Source organism: Halovenus salina (genome assembly GCF_026410925.1).
GTDB classification, from domain to species: Archaea; Halobacteriota; Halobacteria; order Halobacteriales; family Haloarculaceae; genus Halovenus; species Halovenus salina.
The window spans coordinates 1,106,741-1,124,157 of the sequence record NZ_CP112972.1 but is presented as its reverse complement, the minus strand read 5'-3'; the positions used below and the strand labels follow the sequence as shown (position 1 = coordinate 1,124,157).

At 60.8% G+C, this 17,417-nt stretch carries 18 protein-coding genes; 10 read left to right on the top strand and 8 right to left on the bottom strand.

Features of this window, described 5'->3' with window-relative positions:
* Nucleotides 1-31: 31 nt before the first annotated feature.
* Nucleotides 32-469 (top strand): NYN domain-containing protein, encoded by a 438-nt coding sequence (locus OSC37_RS05635; protein WP_267163619.1) that lies wholly within the window; start codon nt 32-34, stop codon nt 467-469.
* Between the two features lie 3 nt (nt 470-472).
* Here OSC37_RS05635 and yciH read toward each other — a convergent pair whose 3' ends face one another.
* From yciH to OSC37_RS05615, 4 genes are all read right to left on the bottom strand, one after another.
* Nucleotides 473-772 (bottom strand): stress response translation initiation inhibitor YciH, encoded by a 300-nt coding sequence (yciH, locus tag OSC37_RS05630; protein WP_092698664.1) that lies wholly within the window; start codon nt 770-772, stop codon nt 473-475.
* A gap of 84 nt (nt 773-856) precedes the next feature.
* Nucleotides 857-3,022 carry a transglutaminase TgpA family protein gene (locus OSC37_RS05625; protein ID WP_267163618.1) on the bottom strand — a complete coding sequence of 722 codons (2,166 nt, stop codon included), beginning with the start codon at nt 3,020-3,022 and terminating at the stop codon, nt 857-859.
* The gene (locus OSC37_RS05620; protein WP_267163617.1) at nt 3,019-3,990 is read right to left on the bottom strand and encodes a DUF58 domain-containing protein; all 972 of its coding nucleotides are present in this window, start codon (nt 3,988-3,990) and stop codon (nt 3,019-3,021) included. The genes OSC37_RS05625 and OSC37_RS05620 overlap by 4 nt, the downstream gene beginning before the upstream one ends.
* A gap of 40 nt (nt 3,991-4,030) precedes the next feature.
* On the bottom strand, nt 4,031-5,005 hold the full coding sequence (locus tag OSC37_RS05615; RefSeq protein ID WP_267163616.1) for an AAA family ATPase: 975 nt from the start codon (nt 5,003-5,005) through the stop codon (nt 4,031-4,033).
* Between the two features lie 174 nt (nt 5,006-5,179).
* On the opposite strand from OSC37_RS05615, the gene OSC37_RS05610 reads away from it, so the two are divergent.
* Both OSC37_RS05610 and OSC37_RS05605 read left to right on the top strand, forming a co-directional pair.
* The gene (locus OSC37_RS05610; RefSeq protein WP_267163615.1) at nt 5,180-7,036 is read left to right on the top strand and encodes an ATP-binding protein; all 1,857 of its coding nucleotides are present in this window, start codon (nt 5,180-5,182) and stop codon (nt 7,034-7,036) included.
* 67 nt (nt 7,037-7,103) lie between these two features.
* Entirely contained in the window at nt 7,104-7,271 is a 168-nt protein-coding gene (locus OSC37_RS05605) for a hypothetical protein (RefSeq protein WP_267163614.1), read from the top strand.
* A 113-nt stretch (nt 7,272-7,384) separates the two neighbouring features.
* Here the strand turns inward: OSC37_RS05605 and OSC37_RS05600 are convergent, their stop codons facing one another.
* The 4 genes from OSC37_RS05600 to tpiA form a co-directional block, all read right to left on the bottom strand.
* Nucleotides 7,385-7,732 (bottom strand): AzlD domain-containing protein, encoded by a 348-nt coding sequence (locus OSC37_RS05600; RefSeq protein WP_267163613.1) that lies wholly within the window; start codon nt 7,730-7,732, stop codon nt 7,385-7,387.
* Entirely contained in the window at nt 7,722-8,417 is a 696-nt protein-coding gene (locus OSC37_RS05595) for an AzlC family ABC transporter permease (protein WP_267163612.1), read from the bottom strand. Before OSC37_RS05595 ends, OSC37_RS05600 begins: the two co-directional genes overlap by 11 nt.
* Nucleotides 8,418-8,913: 496 nt before the next feature.
* Entirely contained in the window at nt 8,914-10,527 is a 1,614-nt protein-coding gene (locus tag OSC37_RS05590) for a pentapeptide repeat-containing protein (RefSeq protein ID WP_267163611.1), read from the bottom strand.
* A gap of 340 nt (nt 10,528-10,867) precedes the next feature.
* Nucleotides 10,868-11,500: a triose-phosphate isomerase gene (gene tpiA / locus OSC37_RS05585; protein WP_267163610.1), complete on the bottom strand. Its 633-nt coding sequence runs from the start codon at nt 11,498-11,500 to the stop codon at nt 10,868-10,870.
* A 240-nt stretch (nt 11,501-11,740) separates the two neighbouring features.
* Between tpiA and OSC37_RS05580 the strand changes: the two genes are divergently transcribed.
* The 7 genes from OSC37_RS05580 (at nt 11,741) to OSC37_RS05550 (ending at nt 17,417) form a co-directional block, all read left to right on the top strand.
* Nucleotides 11,741-12,133 (top strand): DUF7475 family protein, encoded by a 393-nt coding sequence (locus OSC37_RS05580; protein ID WP_267163609.1) that lies wholly within the window; start codon nt 11,741-11,743, stop codon nt 12,131-12,133.
* A gap of 85 nt (nt 12,134-12,218) precedes the next feature.
* A complete protein-coding gene (locus OSC37_RS05575; protein ID WP_267163608.1) occupies nt 12,219-12,989 on the top strand; it encodes a CDP-alcohol phosphatidyltransferase family protein in 771 nt (256 codons plus the stop codon).
* Nucleotides 12,990-13,016: 27 nt separating this feature from the next.
* Nucleotides 13,017-13,481 (top strand): metal-dependent hydrolase, encoded by a 465-nt coding sequence (locus OSC37_RS05570; RefSeq protein ID WP_267163607.1) that lies wholly within the window; start codon nt 13,017-13,019, stop codon nt 13,479-13,481.
* 39 nt (nt 13,482-13,520) lie between these two features.
* The gene (locus OSC37_RS05565) at nt 13,521-14,075 is read left to right on the top strand and encodes a phosphatase PAP2 family protein (RefSeq protein WP_267163606.1); all 555 of its coding nucleotides are present in this window, start codon (nt 13,521-13,523) and stop codon (nt 14,073-14,075) included.
* Between the two features lie 137 nt (nt 14,076-14,212).
* On the top strand, nt 14,213-15,589 hold the full coding sequence (locus OSC37_RS05560) for an extracellular solute-binding protein (RefSeq protein ID WP_267163605.1): 1,377 nt from the start codon (nt 14,213-14,215) through the stop codon (nt 15,587-15,589).
* Nucleotides 15,579-16,529: a carbohydrate ABC transporter permease gene (locus tag OSC37_RS05555; RefSeq protein WP_267163604.1), complete on the top strand. Its 951-nt coding sequence runs from the start codon at nt 15,579-15,581 to the stop codon at nt 16,527-16,529. Before OSC37_RS05560 ends, OSC37_RS05555 begins: the two co-directional genes overlap by 11 nt.
* Nucleotides 16,530-17,417: a carbohydrate ABC transporter permease gene (locus OSC37_RS05550; RefSeq protein WP_267163603.1), complete on the top strand. Its 888-nt coding sequence runs from the start codon at nt 16,530-16,532 to the stop codon at nt 17,415-17,417. It abuts the gene before it with no gap.

Sequence of the window (17,417 nt, the reverse complement as noted above, 5' to 3'; positions counted from 1 at the left end):
CCACTATACACGCCCGCCGACAGCAGAGCGTATGGGACTGCTGGGACGGCTCGGAGACCGGCCGCCACGGGTCGGCCTGTTCGTCGACGGTCCGAACGTCTTCCGCGACGAGTTCGATGTCGACCTCGACGACCTGCGTGAACTGGCCGATGATGAGGGACGACGGACGATGACGCGTCTCTACCTTGACGAGCACGCGACACCGAAACTGGTTCAGGCCGCAGAGGCGAGAGGGTTCGCGGTCGTGACGACCAGCGGCGACGTTGACGTGCGACTGGCCGTCGATGCGACAGCCGCCGCCGTCGAGGACGATATCGACGTGCTGGTGGTCGTCTCGCGAGACACCGACTTCAAGCCAGCACTCGAACGGGCGGCGGCCGCTGGCGTCGAGACCGTTGCTGTCGCTCCGGGATCGTACGGTCGGTCGGATGCGCTCAAAAACAGCGCACAGCGGTCAATGACGCTCTGATTGTTATGACTGCCCGACGTTGAATCCTTTGTCGCGGAGGAAATCCTCGACGCGGCCAGTGTGATTCCCTTGGAGCTCGATCTGTCCGTCGTCGACAGTTCCTCCACAGGCGAACTTGGATTTCAAGTCCGAGGATAGGCTGTCCATATCGACGTCGCTGGGGTCGAATCCTTCGATAATCGTTACCTCTTTTCCGTAGCGGCGCTCGTCGATGCGGACGGTGATTTCCTGGGAGTCTTTGGCGACGTCTTCACAGACACAAAGCTCCTCGGGCAGCCCACACGTCGAGCAGACTTCCGACATTACAGGCTCGACGTACGAAAGGGATACACTAAACACTGTCGGGACGGCCGGCACACCCGGTGAATTGCTGTCTGTCGCGTGTACCTACTTCGTTGCGCGGATTTCTTCGACAAGCTCGATTGCCTCGTCTGCGTCGTCTCGGGTCACGCCGTCAGCGTAGCGGGCCTGTTCGTACAGTTCGAGGACGCGGCGGGCCTCGTCGCTGGCGTAGATATCGTCGACGTACTGCCGTGCCGTCTCGCCGGTTCGACGCGGCCGGTGGCGGTCTTCGAGGACGAGCAACAGCCGCTCGTAGGCCCGCTCGATGTCCGTTTCGGGGTCAGCGCGGCGCTGGAACCGAACCGAGAGCCGTCGAAGGACGCTTCCGGCGAGGCCTGCCTGGCGAGTCCAGGCGACGAGGCCGGCAACTGCCACCAGCGAGACTGTCACCTGACCGCGGGACGGGGTCGGAACACTGAACCCGCCGCCCGCTTGGCCTCCTTCGTCCCCGGCTCCATCGCTCGGGGAGAGTCCTGTCCCGCGCTGTATCTGCTCGTCGACTGCCGCGCCGGGAAGGTCGTCTGGGGTCGCGTTCGGCTCCTGTTCGGCTACCTCCTCGATGCCTGCCTGTCGGCCGTCTGTATCGACTCCCTCACTGTCACTCCCGTCACCGTCGGACCCGCCGGTGCTACCGATTGCGCCCTGTTCTGTCTCCTGTCGCGGGTCTGGTGGCGTCGGGTCGAACTCGACCCAGCCGACCCCCGGGAAATACACCTCGACCCACGTGTGTGAGTTCAGGCCCCGAACGAGATACTCGTTCTCGCCGACAGCTTCGCCGGGGGTGTAGCCGACTGCCATTCGAGCCGGGATGCCCTGTGAACGGAGCATCGTGGCCATCGTGGTCGCGTAGTAGGTGCAGTATCCGCTGCTCATCTCGAACAGGAACGCGTCTGCGATGTCACCCTCCGGACGGTCGACGTCCAGCGAGTACTCACGGTTCGATTCGAGCCACTGCTCGATAGCGACGGCTGCCTCGTACGCCGAGTCCGTGCCCTGTATTATCTGTTCGGTTCGCTCGCCGACCCGGTCAGGTGTACTGCTGGGAAGTTGTGTGTACCGCTCCCGAATCGACTCGGGGTAGTTCGTTCCTGCGTCGACAAGTGCTTCCCTGCTGGCGTTTGGTACCGCGCTCTGGACCTCGATTGTCTCGCCCTCGCTGAACGTCCGACCGAGGCCGAAGCCGCCGTCGTCGTTCACAACTGTCTCGGCGGCGACTGAGTCCTCGACTGCGATGGGCTGCCACGCCGTCGGGAAGATCTCCAGGTCCTGTCTGGCCCGAATCTCGTGTGTCACCTCTCGGGTTGGACCGCGTGGTCCGTCCACATCGGTCGAAGCAAGCGACGAGGACCCCCCAGTTCGTATCCAGCCGCCGCCGGTGTACCGGTCGTAGCTTCCGGTCCGCCAGAGCCGAGGCTCCTCACTCGTGACGACAAACCGGGGCTCGGCTGTCTGCTCAACCTCGCCGACAATGTCCAGCGAGGAGTCGTCGCTGATGACCGCGCCCTCCATCGTCCCGGTGTCGTCGCCGAGAAACGATACTGGGCTGGCGGCTCCGCCGGGCACGATGGTGACGGCGAGTGGGACGAGTACCATCACCGCGAGCACGACAACAGCTTGGTCGGCTGCACCGGGCCAGCCGCCAACCTCTATCTCGCCGAAGGCGACGACGACTGCCCCAGAGACGACGCCGAGCAGCGTCACCGTCGTCCCGGCGTCGCCGGTCAACACGACGTAGGTGAGCATCCCGCCGCCCGCGACGACAGCGCCGAGATAGTGCTCCCGGAGAGCGAGATACCACGTGACGAACACCGGCGTCGGGACGACCGTCAGCGCCCACACGTCGGCCTGTCGAATTCGGAGCACGCTCTCGCCGGTGAGCAACTCGACATTGTTGCTCACTAGGGTGAGCATGTCGACATTGACATCCAGCGTCAGGATGTGCCACCCTGTCCCCGTGACAAACAGCAGTGCCGTCACCACGAGGGCACCGGTGAGGTCGAGCACGCGCGAGAGCAGCGTCGCCGAGAGCAGTGTCGCCAGCACGACCGGGTAGAACAGGGTCGGGTCGCCGACCGTGCCGACGACATCGTAGAGCACGAACAAAAACGAGGCGAGCAGCCCTACTGTTCCCCCGAGTGCGAACACGCGAGCAAGCGGCACTGCACCGAGTGAGTTGTCGAGCCAGGCCACGGGCGTTCGCTGTTCTGTCATGGTGTCACCTCGGGGGCAGTCGACGACTCGACCGCTGTCTCGACAGCGCCGCCGAGGCGGTCGAGGAACTCGGAAATGCTGTACTCTGCGGTCCCGACACGGACGACGAGCTCGCGCCGAACGTACGTAATCTCTACGTCGGCCGCCTCGGAGCCGACTGGAGCGTTCGTCCCGTGGCTCGTCCGGGCGAGCAAGCCGAGCACGCTCTCACGGTGTGTCTCACCCTTCCCTGGCTGAACGTGGCCCGTTGGTGTCGCCACCTCAACGCTGTGGTCGGCCGCGAAAGCGAGGTCGGCTATCGTCGCCGCGATGCGGGCCATCTCGTCGATCTCGCCGGGTGGGACAGTTCCGACAATCGTCACGGTCTCGTCGCGCTCGGTCGGTGCGAACTCCGCGACGAGGAACTCGTCGTGTTTCGCGCTCGACTTCCAGTGGATGCGTCGCAGCGGGTCACCCGGCTGGTACTCCCGGAGCCGGTCGAACTCCTGGCGTTCGGCCTCCAGTTCGTCTGCGAACAGCTCGGCGAGCACCGCGCTGTCGGCAACCGTGTACCGCTGTGGGTAGACGGTTACGTCGGTCGTCCCCTCGACCTCGACACGCCGTTCGAGCAACCCGAGTGGCCCGCGAAGTACAAGCGCGGAGAGTCCGACACTGTGGATGCCCCGACCCGCCAGCTCGAGTTCGTAGTCGACGGTCTGGGGCAGCGTTATCCGCTGGCCGTCGGTTGCTTTCTCGATTTCTTCGGGCATGTCGAGTGAGACAGTCGCCAGCCCGGTACCCGAGAATGATACTGTCATTGTCCGCGACTCGCCGGGAAAGCCAGCGTCGACCGAGGATAGCGTCACCGTCGGCTCTTCGTTGCGGGCGAGCACCACCGCGCCTGCCACGAGCGCGCCGAGGGTTGGCGCGGCGACGGCGTTGAGCGACCGCGCACCGAACAGCCAGCCGGCCACCACTGACAGAACCACTACCCCGACCGCGGCCCGGCCACGACGTGTTAGCTGCATATCACTCAGGGTCGACCGATTCGAGCGCCTCTCTGAGGAGTGCTGTGCTGTCCTCGTCACGGCCGGTCCGGATTCGGTGTCTGAGGACTGGGATGGCTTCGGTCTGTACGTCGTCAGGAACGACGTAATCGCGCCCGGACAACAGTGCACGGCCCTGTGAGGCACGGAGCAGCGAGATTGTGCCCCGCGGACTCGCGCCCAGACTCGCGTGTTCACGCGTGTAGTTCGCCAGTTCCGTGGCGTACTCGCGGATGTCCCTGGAGACGGTCACCTCTGCTGCCCGGTCTCTGGCCTGGCGGAACTCGGCGAGGGTGACTGCCGGGGTCAGCTCCTCAATGGGATGGTTGCCGACGACCCGGTCGAGCATCTCGACTTCCTCGTAGGGGTCGGGGTAGCCGAGCGTCACGGTCTTGGTGAACCGGTCGAGCTCGGCCATCGGGAGCTCGTAGGCCTGGTCGCCTTCGACGGTGTTCTGGGTCGCGATGACGCTGAAGGGGTCGTCGAGGCTGTGGGTCTCACCATCGACGGTGACCTGTTTCTCCTCCATCGCCTCTAGCAGCGCCGACTGAGTCTTCGGCGGTGCACGGTTAATTTCGTCGCCCAGAACCACGTTCGCGAAAACTGGGCCTGGACGGAACTCGAACTCTTGGGTCTGTTGGTTATAGACGTTGACGCCGGTCACGTCCGAGGGGAGTAGGTCCGGCGTGAACTGCACACGTTTGAACGTGCCGTCGAACGACCGGGCGATAGATCGTGCGAGCATCGTCTTGCCCACGCCTGGAACGTCCTCTAACAGCACGTGTCCACGCCCCAACAGCGCGGTCATGACGTGCTCGATCTGGTCGCGGCCGCCGACGACCACTTCTTCGACGTTCTCGATAACTGTCGTCGCCACCTCGCTTGCCGTTTCGACACCCACCCCATCCGGGGGTGTGCCCTGTTCCGCCTCCTGAAGGTCTGTCTCGGGATTCGTCATAGATTCATCTTGATAGCAGCCGACGTGAACCGCAGGTTCGCTAGGTACCCTCTTGCATCCCGAGGTTAGTAAACGTGCTGTCTTGTCACTATCTCACACGATGTAGTTGTGCCGTCTGTCGTCTGTCTGACGAGGCATTATGGGGGGCGACGGCCACGTATTCGATAACTGCGTATGGCCGAGACAACACACATCACTGTCGCCGAAACCAGTGACGGGCCCTGTGGGAGCGACCAGCCCGGCACGGATGTCTCCCTTCCAGTCGTCGAGTTGCTGACTGGTCGCGGGTTCGTCACCGGCAAGAGCGGCTCCGGCAAGTCGAACTCCGCCAGCGTCATCGCCGAGAAGCTGCTCGACAACGAGTTCGGGCTGTTGATCGTCGACATCGACGGCGAGTACTACGGCCTCAAAGAGGAGTACGAGATCCTCCACGTCGGCGGTGACGAGGAGTGTGATATCCAGGTGACGACCGAACACGCCGAGAAAATCGCCTCGCTCGCCCTCGAACAGAACGTCCCTATCATCCTTGACGTATCGAGCTATCTCGACGAGAGCGAGGCCGAGGAGTTACTGACAGCGGTTGCACGGAGCCTCTTTGCGAAGGCGAAAAAGCAAAAACAGCCGTTTCTGTTGCTCGTCGAGGAAGTCCACGAGTACATCCCCGAACGCGGCTCGGTTGGGGAGTGTGGCAAGATGCTCATCAAGATCGGGAAACGCGGCCGCAAGCACGGCCTGGGCATCTGTGGTATCAGCCAGCGCCCTGCCGACGTGAAGAAAGATTTCATCACGCAGTGTGACTGGCTGCTCTGGCACCGACTGACCTGGAACAACGACACGAAGGTCGTCCAGCGTATCATCGACGGCGAACACGCCGACGCCGTTGAGAATCTGGACGACGGCGAAGGCTTCCTGATGACCGACTGGGCAGAGCAGGTTCGCCGCGTCCAGTTCCACCGTAAGAAGACCTTCGACGCTGGCGCGACCCCCGGACTGGACGACTTCGAGCGGCCCGAACTGAAAAGCGTCAGCGACGACCTCGTCTCCGAACTCACAGAGATCAGCGAAGAGGAGGCCGAACGCGAGAACCGCATCGCGGAGCTTCGCGAGGAACTCGACGAGAAAAATTCCCGGATCGCCGAACTCGAACGCGAACTCCAGGATGCTCGCGACCTCCAGCAGATGGCAGACCAGTTTGTCGAGGCCCTGGTCGGCCACGTCGAGGGAGCTGCGCCCGGCCGGACAGAACGAGAACGGATGCGCTCTGGCCCACGCGCCCCATCGATACCGGGCGAGCAGGTGACACTCGACGAGACGAGCGAGCACGACGGACAGACCGAAGAGTCCGCACAGGAGTTCCCCTCGTCGATTTTTGACACGAGTGCAGAGACAGAGGCCTCTCCCGGGCCGGATGCTGGTGGCCGCGAGTCCGAGCAGACAGCCGAGGCCGGCGATGGCTCGCTGCTTGAGGCGGCCGGCCCAGAATCGAACGATCAGGAGGCGACAGTCACCGCAGGGGACGAGCCTGCGTTCACTGCCTGGGAGGATAACAGCACAACGGCCAGCGGCGTCGATGCCGACCAGCTGCTGGGCGAACTCCGCTCGCCGCCTGAGAGCGTCGACGAGGACTGGCCGAGTGACCGGTCACAGACGCCCCGCGAACAGATCGAGTCCACCCTCCGAAACGACGCAGAGATTGTCGACGAGAGCGACACCGAGCCACTCGTCGTCAGAGAGTGTAAGGCGGACATCGGGGCACTGCCCACGAAGACGCGCAAGATGCTCGCCTTCTACCGCGAGTTCGGGCCGGCGACACCGCTGGATGCCTTCTTTGCGGCTGACGGCGAGGAAGACCGGACCGCGGCCTACTCCCACAATCGGGAGCTACGGACGGCTGGTCTGGTCGAACACGTCGGCCGCGGCCACTACGACTACTGCCTGCGCAACCGCCTGGTCTCAGAGCTTGAGGACTACGTCGAGGAGGAGACAGTCGACGGCTACATCAGAGACATCGAGGAGACGACAGACCTCTAGAGTCAGTCACGACCCAGTTGATCGTGTCACGAAACCGTTTTTTCAGAGGCAGCGAAACATCGGACTGATGGACACTGGAGACACCGAGAACGACGGCGAAATGCTTGCGCTTGGAGTCAGCCTCGGCGGTGCCGTCGGCGTGTCACTCGGGATGGTACTCGGGAATCTCGCGCTCGGTATCGCTATTGGATTTGGCGGCGGCACTGCCATCGGCGCGGCTCTCGAAAGCCGATAAGCCGAGGCGTTTCGAGCCGATGGCTCAGTAGCTCTCAACCGTGCCGTTGTGAGTTCACACTCGACTAATTTGAGGTCGCTGTGATTGGTCAATCCATGGGTAGTACTGAGCGATTAGATTGCCGGGAGGAGTGCAAATCGAACGACCCAGAGGGTCACCATCCCCGTTCCGATTGTCAAGAAGACATTTTCTGTCCGCCAGGCGACGCCGACAGCGATGAGACCAGCGACGAGCGTATCGATAGCGATGCCGCCAGCTCCAGGTTCGAGGGTAACGAACGATGGAAAGACAAGTGCGGCTAACACAGCCGCGGGAACGAATCGGAGTGCACGCTCAATCCGTGCCGGGATTTCGTCGAAATATCCAAACAGAGCAATGAACGACAGCCGAATCAGGAATGTCAGTATCCCGATTACACAAATGAGTGCCCAGATGATGGGTTCAGAGTAGCTAGTTGCCATTCAGTGACCCCTCCGTGGCGACCTCTGTGAGAAGACCGGCGACGATACCCGCTGTGGCACCAATAAGCAAGCCCAGATTGAGCGGCAATCCAGCGGTCCCAACAGCAACAATGCCACCGAGTATACCGGCGACGATTGTTGGGCCATCTTCCATCGCTGGAACCAGCAGGGCCAGAAAGACCAGTGGCACAGCAAACTCGAGCCCAAGTGAGTCGGGAACGCTCGTTCCGAGCACGACGCCAGCAATCGTCGTCACTTGCCAGACTATCCACAGCGTCATTGCAGCACCGAGATAATACGCGACAGAACGAGTCGAATCCTCCTCTCGGTAGCGGGCAATAGCGAGTGCATACGCCTGGTCTGTCAGGAGGTACGCAGCGAGAGCCTTCATCCGCTTCGACAGCTTCTGGAAATGGGGAGCGATAGACGCCGAGTACATGAACATCCGGAGGTTGATGACGACGGCGGTGACGACGATAATCGCAAGTGGTGCATCCCGGCCAATGAGATCCAGTGCAGCGAGTTGGGCGGCTCCGGCAAACACGATACTAGACAACCCGACTGCCTCTGGGAGGCCAAGGCCCGCGTTCACAGCGGCGATGCCAGCGATGAAACCAAATGGGATAATCCCCAGGAGAAGTGGGCTGACATCTTTGACACCCTGCCCAAACTCCACCCGATCCATACCCTGTCTTTGTCAGCCGCCTGTTTAGGTGTAGCCATCTGAGCAACACAAGATTGTACACCCAAAGCACACGTGGACAGGGGAGATGGACGCATACATTACCAGACAACTAGTGGACTAGTACAGGTCACATACGTACCGCGACGAGCGGGAATCTCTCTGAAATCCATCAGACAGCCGGTGAAACATGCAGAGGATGGATACAGCACAGCCATCTATTTTTTCAGACACTCTCCGCTGACTCAGCGGCGTAGTTTGCCTGCGTATTTGTAATTCTGCCTGTTATTGCCAGTCGAAAGATTTGGAAAAATATATAAAAATACTATATAAAATAATTAATACTATATACAAACTCTCCGAAATTTAGTTGAATAGCTTTCCAAAACACGACACGAGCCAAGTAGCATAATAAATAACAAGACAGAGAATGGATAGACCAGAAGATCTCTTGTGATGGGTCGAAGAGAGCGACGGCGTTAAGCGTCGCAACAGCGTGTCATCGGCTGATAGACCGGGTGAGCGTGAAGACAAACAATGCGATGATGAACCCACCGAGGAACCCCTCCACCGCAACGAAGAAGCCGAGGACGGGATTGGTGACATCGGGCAAACCGAGTACGAGCGAGACGAACCCCTCAATGCTGAACGTCAAGTACCCAAGAAAACCCGGGTAGACAACGGGTGCGCCCAGAAGCGCGTACAGGCTGGCGAACGCAACGATGAGGCCCATCGAGAATACAACCGGTCGGAACGGTCGCTCTCCGTAGCCACACGAAAACTGAAGCGCCGTGTTTGACACCCACTTAGATGCAGCCCGCAGTCGCTCCCGAATACTGGAACCGGTCAGCGCCAGGTGGTAGTGGTTCCTACGTCGGTAGACCATCTCGTAAATGAAGAACTCCGCTGCTGCTCGTGTCTCCCCAATTTCGTTCGCGCCATTTTTTGCACGGAGATAAAGATTCTCCAGCCTCGTCGGCGAGTAGTCCGTACTCGCGTCGTGGAGTCGCCAGTCCCGGACAGCAAGTTCCTGTTTGTACGCGCCAAAGTCGAAGCCGCTGAATGTCGTCTCGTCAAAACGGAACATGTCAAACGAAGCGTCATCTGCGATATCGATTTCCCCAACCGTTGCGTCGGTAAAGTCATAGGTCACGCGATCGTTACTGCCCCCAATTTTACCAGTGACCACTGTAGTCCCGGAACAATTCACGACAATGTGGTCGGTCGTCGAGAGGTCACCGCACTTCAGATCCCGACCGAGATCGCTGCTGGTGAATACCACGTCGCCACCTAACGTCGCGCCAGCGAGTCGGAGGTCCCGATCGCAGGTGACACCATCCATCGAGAGCGCAATGTCTTCATAATACTCGCGTTCGGACCGCGGGTTGTCCATTGCCGAGTCAAGTTTGACCGCAGGAGAGTCGATTTCTGCCTCAAAGAACTGTGCGTTTCCACCGGCGAATGTACTGCTATCGAAGATGGCTCCGCTGTGGAACGACGCCCGATAGAAATTGCACACATCCTCAAACCGTGTGTTGAGGAAATCCGCGGCGGCATGGAAAGTGACACCAACACCGTAGATCCCACGCTGGAAGACAGCGAGTCGCATATATGCAGGTTCGTGGAAGTCAGCGTCACGCAGATCCAGCGCCGACTCGAAATTCACGAGCCTGAACGAAACCCGGCCACCGAAAACCGTATCGCCGAAATCTACACGACGGGAAAATACTGCGTCCTCAAGATTAACGATGCCTTCCAGTCGCGCTCCATCAAGTCGCAGTGGTCGCTTGACCGTGACATATCGTGCTGACAGGCCCCCTCCAATCACACTCTCCCTAAGATCGATAGGATGATTCGACGGTCCATCCAAGATGGCATAGTCGACCGAAAGCGAGCTAAGTCTGGTACCAATCAACCGGACGGCTCCCTTCTCGGTCGCAACGACATTCAAGAACGATTCCCGAACTGTCTCGTCGCTCACGGTGTCCGGGTCGGCGTGGAACACACAACGGTCTCCTCCAGTCGCTGGCTGAGAACACTTCCACTGATCTCCGGGCATGTCCTCGAAGCGCTCGCTCGATACGTCGTGTGTGTATCCACACTCCGTCGCCATGCCCGTCCGTTCGATTACGGGGAATAAAAATATATGCTCATCTGTAGAAGTCGATCCGCAAGATTTTCTCGAGCTAGTCCTGAGCGTTATGAAAAATCAAATAACTCTGTATGGCGGTACTATTAGTGTTTGAAAACCTCAAATACCATACAAGACACAGTCACTGCTACAGACGAACATTGAAAAAACACCGTGCAAGACTCACACCTTCCATCTTGGATACCTGTATACATATTATTTCTATCGGGTAGTTTCCTCGGCGGTCAGTTCACAGTTCTACGGAGTGGTTGGTTTTATCCGAACTAGTGCAAACTCAACGATAGCCGATTGCTGACACCACTCATTCGACGAGTGATTCGAGCGCAGCCTGCGGGTCGTCGGCTTTCGCGACGCCGCTGGCGAGTAAGACGCCGTCAGCCCCGAGCTCCGCGGCCGCGGCCACGTCGTCGCCCGTCGAGATGCCGGCTCCACAGTAGACATCCACTTCAGGGTCAACCTCGTTGGCGGCCGCGACCGCGTCCCGGACGATATCAGGGTCGGCCTGGCTGACGGGTGTCCCGGTACCGATAAGCTCTGGCGGCTCGACCGCGACGGCGTCAGGGCCAAGGGCCGCTACCGCCGCAATCTGGTCGGGATTGTTGGCACAGACGACTGTCGACAGCCCCGTCCGCTCGGCCGCGTCGAGGCTCGCGTCGATATCGGCGAGTTTGAGGCGCTTCTCGGAGTGATTCAGGAGTGTCCCAGCCGCGCCGGCGTCGGCGGTGGCCTCTGCGAGCGTGGAGCCGGTGTGGCTCCCGTGTCCGACTGGGCTGACGTGTTGGGCCCACGTCTCAACGCCCGTCTCGGCGACGGCCCCGATGTGGGCGGTCTGTGGGGCGATTGCCACGTCGTGCTCTGTCGTGACACGGTCGGCTGCCTGTGCGACGGCGACCGGGTCACAGGGATAGGCTTTCAGATTGACGAGTACGAACATATCCGAGGCAGGGGCCGGGTCGGGCAAATAGGTTGTGAGTTGCTGACGGCAGAGCGTCGGGTCTCCCTGGTTCGGAGATATCTCGGCCGTGACCTCTGTCACCCGTGTCTGTTCCCGTGGTCCCGCCGGTCGCGGACAACAGCCACAACCGACTAGCGGCCCTTGCTGGTCGGGATGTGGTGGCGATAGCCAAATCAGTTTGGTGTGTTAGATATACGCGTACAGAGCGTACTGATAGTAATGGCTACAACGGAGCAGCAGGGGCTGCAGTCTGATACGAGGGGGTTGACTGTGCTTCGCTGGGTCGGTATCGCTGCAGCGCTCGCCAGTGCGGCTGTTCACCTCCTACTGGGCGCTCGGATGGTCCCGAGTGGATTAGGAATCAGTTTCATCGTTGCTGGCATCGGCTTCGTCGGTGGTGTTCTCTTGGTTCTGGCCGACGTTCGTCGCCGTGCGGTGTACGCGCTCGGCATCCCATTCACTCTCGGACAAATTGTGCTGTGGTACCTGTTCAATTTCGCTGGCGGGGACAAATCGTTCCCCGGTGATATTGGAACGCTCGGAGCCGTCGATAAGGTCGCACAGGTCATCCTCATTGTTGCGTTAGCTGTGTTAGTGTGGGACAACTCGTGACGACGACTGCTGGGGCTCCCTACTGTCGGCACGTAACCCCAGACAGCCGATTTGCCGGAATAGGCGACCGACGGGGTGATTCGCGATGGGCACACGCGTAGGACGAACACCGGCCCAATCCGTGGTTCATGTCTGGCTGTCGCTCACTGTTGCGATTGCGCTTACGGCTATCCTGTTCCCGGTGCTTCCCGAGGGACACGTCCCGAGCGCTATTATCCACCCTGCAGTCGTCACCGGCATCTGCCTGGCCGGACAGCTCCTCTACGTGAGCTATAGCCTCAACAGGCCCGTGGCGGTGCAGATGCCCTACAGCGAGGTGTTCGGGCTGGCAAACATCGCCACACTCCTTCGCGGGGCGTTGTATGCTATCGTCGCTGGGTTTGTCGTCGTCCCGGCGGAGACGGCACTCGCCTGGGTGCCTGCCGCGTGTTACGGCGTGGGAGTTATCTTGGACCAACTTGACGGAACGCTTGCGCGCACCATCAGCGGGGAGACGGCGCTTGGAACGCGTCTCGACAAGGCCTTCGACACCTTCGGGTTCGTTGTCGCCCCACTGGTCGCGGTCCTCTGGGGGATGCTCCCGGCGTACTACCTCACTATCTCGGCCGCCCGGTACGTCTTTGTCGGCGCAGTGCGACTCCACCGCTGGCGTGGCGGGACGGTCCACTCGTTGCCAGACAGCAATCTCGGAAGGTATCTCGCCGGCCTCCAGATGGCGTTTATCACTGTTGCGCTCGTCCCGGCAGTCTCGACGGCACACGTCTTCAGCGTCGCACCACTGGTGCTTGCGCCCTCTATTGCCGTCTTCGTGCGAGACTACTACCACGCCACTGGCCGTCTGGGCGGTGCATACTGATTTGTCTGTCGACCACGAACCTCCGGTGTGCTGTTCCCGACACACCTCGCGGCTGCGGGGCTACTCTCCCGGCTCATCGGACGCTCGCCGCTGTGGCTCGTTGTGGGTGCTGCTGTACCCGACGTCGTTGACAAGCCACTCGGCACGGTGGGCGTGACTGCGCTGTTTCACTCGGTTGGTCACTCTGCTCTGCTGGCGGTCGTAATGGTTCCAATCGCGCTGTCGGGGCGGCGTGGGCTGGCTGTAGCGATAGGGTGGGCGTCACATCTCGCTCTTGACGCGGGACACGTCGTCGTCAACGGCCGACCGGCCGACGCGCTGTTTCTGTGTTGGCCGGTGGTCGAACCACCGGACCCCCTGGCGATTCCGCCCGGTTCGTTCTTCTGGTACTATCTCGGCACACCGTCGTTCTACCTCGAACTGTTCATCTGGGGGACACTGATTGTACTCGTCGTTCGGGGCTGGCAGAACGACCGGCTGTCGGCGAAATAGCCGACGAGAATAAACCCACGCGGCCGATACGCTGTGGACATGTACGGCGCTCTCGCCGACGTTCTCGACTTTATTACGTGGCTCGACCACCAAGTTGTCGACCTGGTCCTCTCGTTGCGACATCCGCTAGTGACGAAGGTGATGGCGTCGGTGACCGGACTCGGGTCTGCGACCGCTGCCCTCGTCTTTCTTGGCGTCTGTTATCTCGCCGAGTGGGACGAGGAACTGTACACGAGTGCGCTCGCGCTCGCAATCACGGGCCTCTGTGTCGCGACGATGTGGGCGACCATCCAGCGGCCGCTCCCACCTGGCCCGGTCTGTATGACCGGCGACGCGAACAGCGTTGCTGCGTCGCTTCCCTCTGGCCACGCCGGGGCAGTGACTGTCTACACCATGACGGCCCGCGAGTCGTCGGTGCTCCCATTCGGTGTCGTCACCGTGCTGGCTGGAATGGTCGCCGTCTCGCGAGTTTATCTCGGTACGCACTACGCCTCTGATACGGTCGTCGGGGTGTTGATTGGCGTCGCCGCGTTCTACGGGGCGACCCGACTGCGCCGACACCCGCGAATCGTCCAGCTAACGGAGAGACTGTAATGTCGGTCGTAGCCAGAACCGCCTCTGAATCCCTCCCTGTCACTGACGCAGTTAGAGCAGCGAAGAGCAGTCCTGACACAGGAGCGCTATCGCCAACCCGGGACAGATATTTATTCATAGAGTCCTGGACATATATAATGTCAGATATAATTGACAAAGCGACAAGCGAATCGACACGACGAACGTTCCTGCTCGCGACCGGCGCGATAAGTACGGCGGCACTCGCCGGCTGCACAGGGAGTGATGACGACAACGGCGACAGCTTGGTCACACACACGCGGGTTGGGGACGGAGACGTCGAGTTCGACCACTGGACGAGCGCGTTCTACTCCCCCGACGAAGACGAGAGCCTCCAGGCCGAAACCGCGTCTGCGATGCAAGCCCGGTTCGAGGAGTGGGCAGAAGAGAACCCCGAATACCAGGCGAACCTGGTCTATCAGTCAGACCTGGACCAGTGGGAATCGCAGTTGGTCACGCGTGCGAGCAACGGCGAGGCGCCGCCATCGTCGACGCTTGACTCTGTCTGGGTTCCGGACAACCGGGAGTACCTCCAACCACTCAACGACTACGTCGACGACGTCGACGATTTCTTCCCGTTCGTACAAAACACTGCGATGGAAGATGATGACCTCCTCGCGGCGTGGTTCTACACCGGGCTTCGGTGCCTGTACTACCGGACAGACCTCGTCGAAGAGTACGGGAGCGGAGAGTCACCGCGGACGTGGGACGACGTGCTGGAGGTCGGTGGTGCAATCGCCGAGGGTGAGGGAATAGACGGCTTTACCGTACAGATGAGTGCGCTGGATACGCTGCCGTTTTTCTGGGGCCAGGGCGGCCAACTGGTCGACGACGATGGCGCGCCAGTTCTCGGCAACGAGGACAACTACGACGCGTTGCTTTCGACGTTCGAGTTCTTCGACGACCTCGTCTCACAGGGCGTGACGCCCCAGCGAGTTGGCACCCTCGACGACCCGGCACAGCTCGGCGAGGAGGCGGCAAACGGCCAGTCGGCGATGTTCATCGGGAGCAACTCCCGGTACCAGATTAGCATCGAGCCGAATGACGACAACCCCGACCGCTGGGATGTGGCAGAGATACCGATGCGGGAGGCCGACCAGTTTGCAACCGGCGTCGGCGGCTGGACCGAAGGCGTCTACGCACAGGAGGGTGAGGAAGCGGAAGCAGCCAAGTCGTTCGCGGCGAAGGCGGTCGAGCCGGAGACGATGGGTCGGTACTGCGAGGCGGGGTCACAGCTCCCAACTCGGGCCTCTGTCTTCGACGATGACGACCTGTTCAGCAGCGATACGTTCCGGTTCCAGGACCAGTTTCGGGACTTCCTCGAAAACGGTGTTGCGAGGCCGAGCGCACCGATATACTCCCAGGCCATCGAAGAGGAGTGGGTAACAGCCAAAGAACGCGTTTTCACCCGGCAGTCCTCGCCCGAGGAGGCTGTCGGGACGATGCTCGACAACATCGCTGCAGCCTACGACGGTGACGTTGAGTATGTCAACTGAGACGGCGACAGAGGAATCCTCTGCCGGGGCACGCACCCGACAGACGCTTCGCAGTTACGTCGACAGAGTCGTCTCGCGGCCGCTTTTCTGGCTCCTGCCGGCACTGTTGTTTATCACTGTCTTCCAGCTCTACCCGGTGTTCGAGGTGTTCCGTATGAGCCTCACCGACATGAGTCTCATCAGCTCCGAGGAGTCGTACGTCTGGCTGGAGAACTACCGCCGGCTGCTCGGCAGCGAGGAGTTCTATTCGACGCTTCGTGTCACCGGCATCTACGCGGTTACAAGCGTTCTTCTCCAGATTGGCCTTGGGCTCGGGCTGGCGCTCGCAATCGACTACGGCGTCAGACGCGGACTGCGCGGACCGCTGGTCACCCGCGTCGTCGTCCTCAGCGCCTGGATTGTCCCGGGAATTATCATCGGCCTGGTCTGGAAGATTATGCTCTTAGAGACCAACGTCGGGGTCGTCAACAATATGTTCGGGCGGCTTGGCTTTGGCATCATCCCCTTCCTCTCTGATGCACAGATTGCCGTGGTTTCGGTCATCACCGCCGGGGCCTGGCGTGGCACTGCCTTCTCGATGATAATGTTTTACGCTGGTCTCAAGCGGGTTCCAGACGAGCTGTACCGGGCGGCGAAAGTCGACGGGGCGGGGCCGCTCCAGCGGTTCCGGTACGTCACGCTCCCGCAACTGAAATCGGTCGTCTTCGTCGTGACGATTCTCGTGACGATTTACTCGCTGAATTCCTTCGACCTCATCTTTGCGCTGACAAACGGCGGCCCCGGCCGGGCGACCGAGGTTATTGCACTCTCGATGTACAAATCGGCGTTCAACAGCTACCAGATGGGCATGGCCGCGGCAACGGCAGTCGTCTTGCTGATGATAACACTGGTTGTCACCGCGGTCTACTTCCGCGTGTTCGACATCAGTGAGGAGATATAGATGGCGGGACGCACTGATACCACCCTCGGCGACTTCGACGTGACCCTCTCGTGGCCGCGCATCCGCCGGTACTGCTACGACGGGCTCACGTACCTGGTCTACGGCCTGGCAATACTGTTTTTCGTGTTTCCGGTCCTCTGGATTGTCTCACTGAGCCTCCGAACAGAGAGCGCGGTATACACGTCCCTGGAGCTGATTCCGAGCGAGCTGTCGGTAGACTCCTATCGGGCGGTACTCGCCAGCGGCCTCCTCGGGTGGATGCGGAACACGCTGTTTGTCGCCGTCCTCTCGGTTGTCGGCATCCTTCTCGTGACGACGCCAGCGGCGTACGGGTTCTCGCGGTTCAGCTTCCGTGGCCGCCGGTCGCTACTGCTGGCCGTGCTGGGATTCCAGATGATTTCGCCGATTGTCATCGTGCTCCCGCTGTACGACATCATGCGAACGCTCGGACTGACCGAGAGCCACGCCGGGTTGGTCTTGCTGTACATCGGGCTGCAGATTCCGTTTTCGCTGTGGCTACTCAAGGGGTATTTCGACACCATCCCAACCGAACTGGACAAAGCCGCCCGAATCGATGGCTGTAATCGCCTTCAGACGCTGCGGTACGTGTTGTTGCGGCCGGTGATGCCCGGTATTGCTGTCGTCGCCATCTTCAACTTCGTTCTGACCTGGTCCGAGTTCGTGATGGCGTACACGATGCTCAGTCCCGGCGGCGAGGACCTCTATACGCTCTCGATGGGCATCTACGTCTTCGACAATCAGCTGGCGACGCAGTGGACCAACATTGCGGCCGCTGCAGTTATCGGTATCGTGCCGATAGTCATCTTCTTCGTCGCGCTACAGCGCTATTTCGTTCGCGGGCTCACCGACGGAGCTGTCAAAGGATAA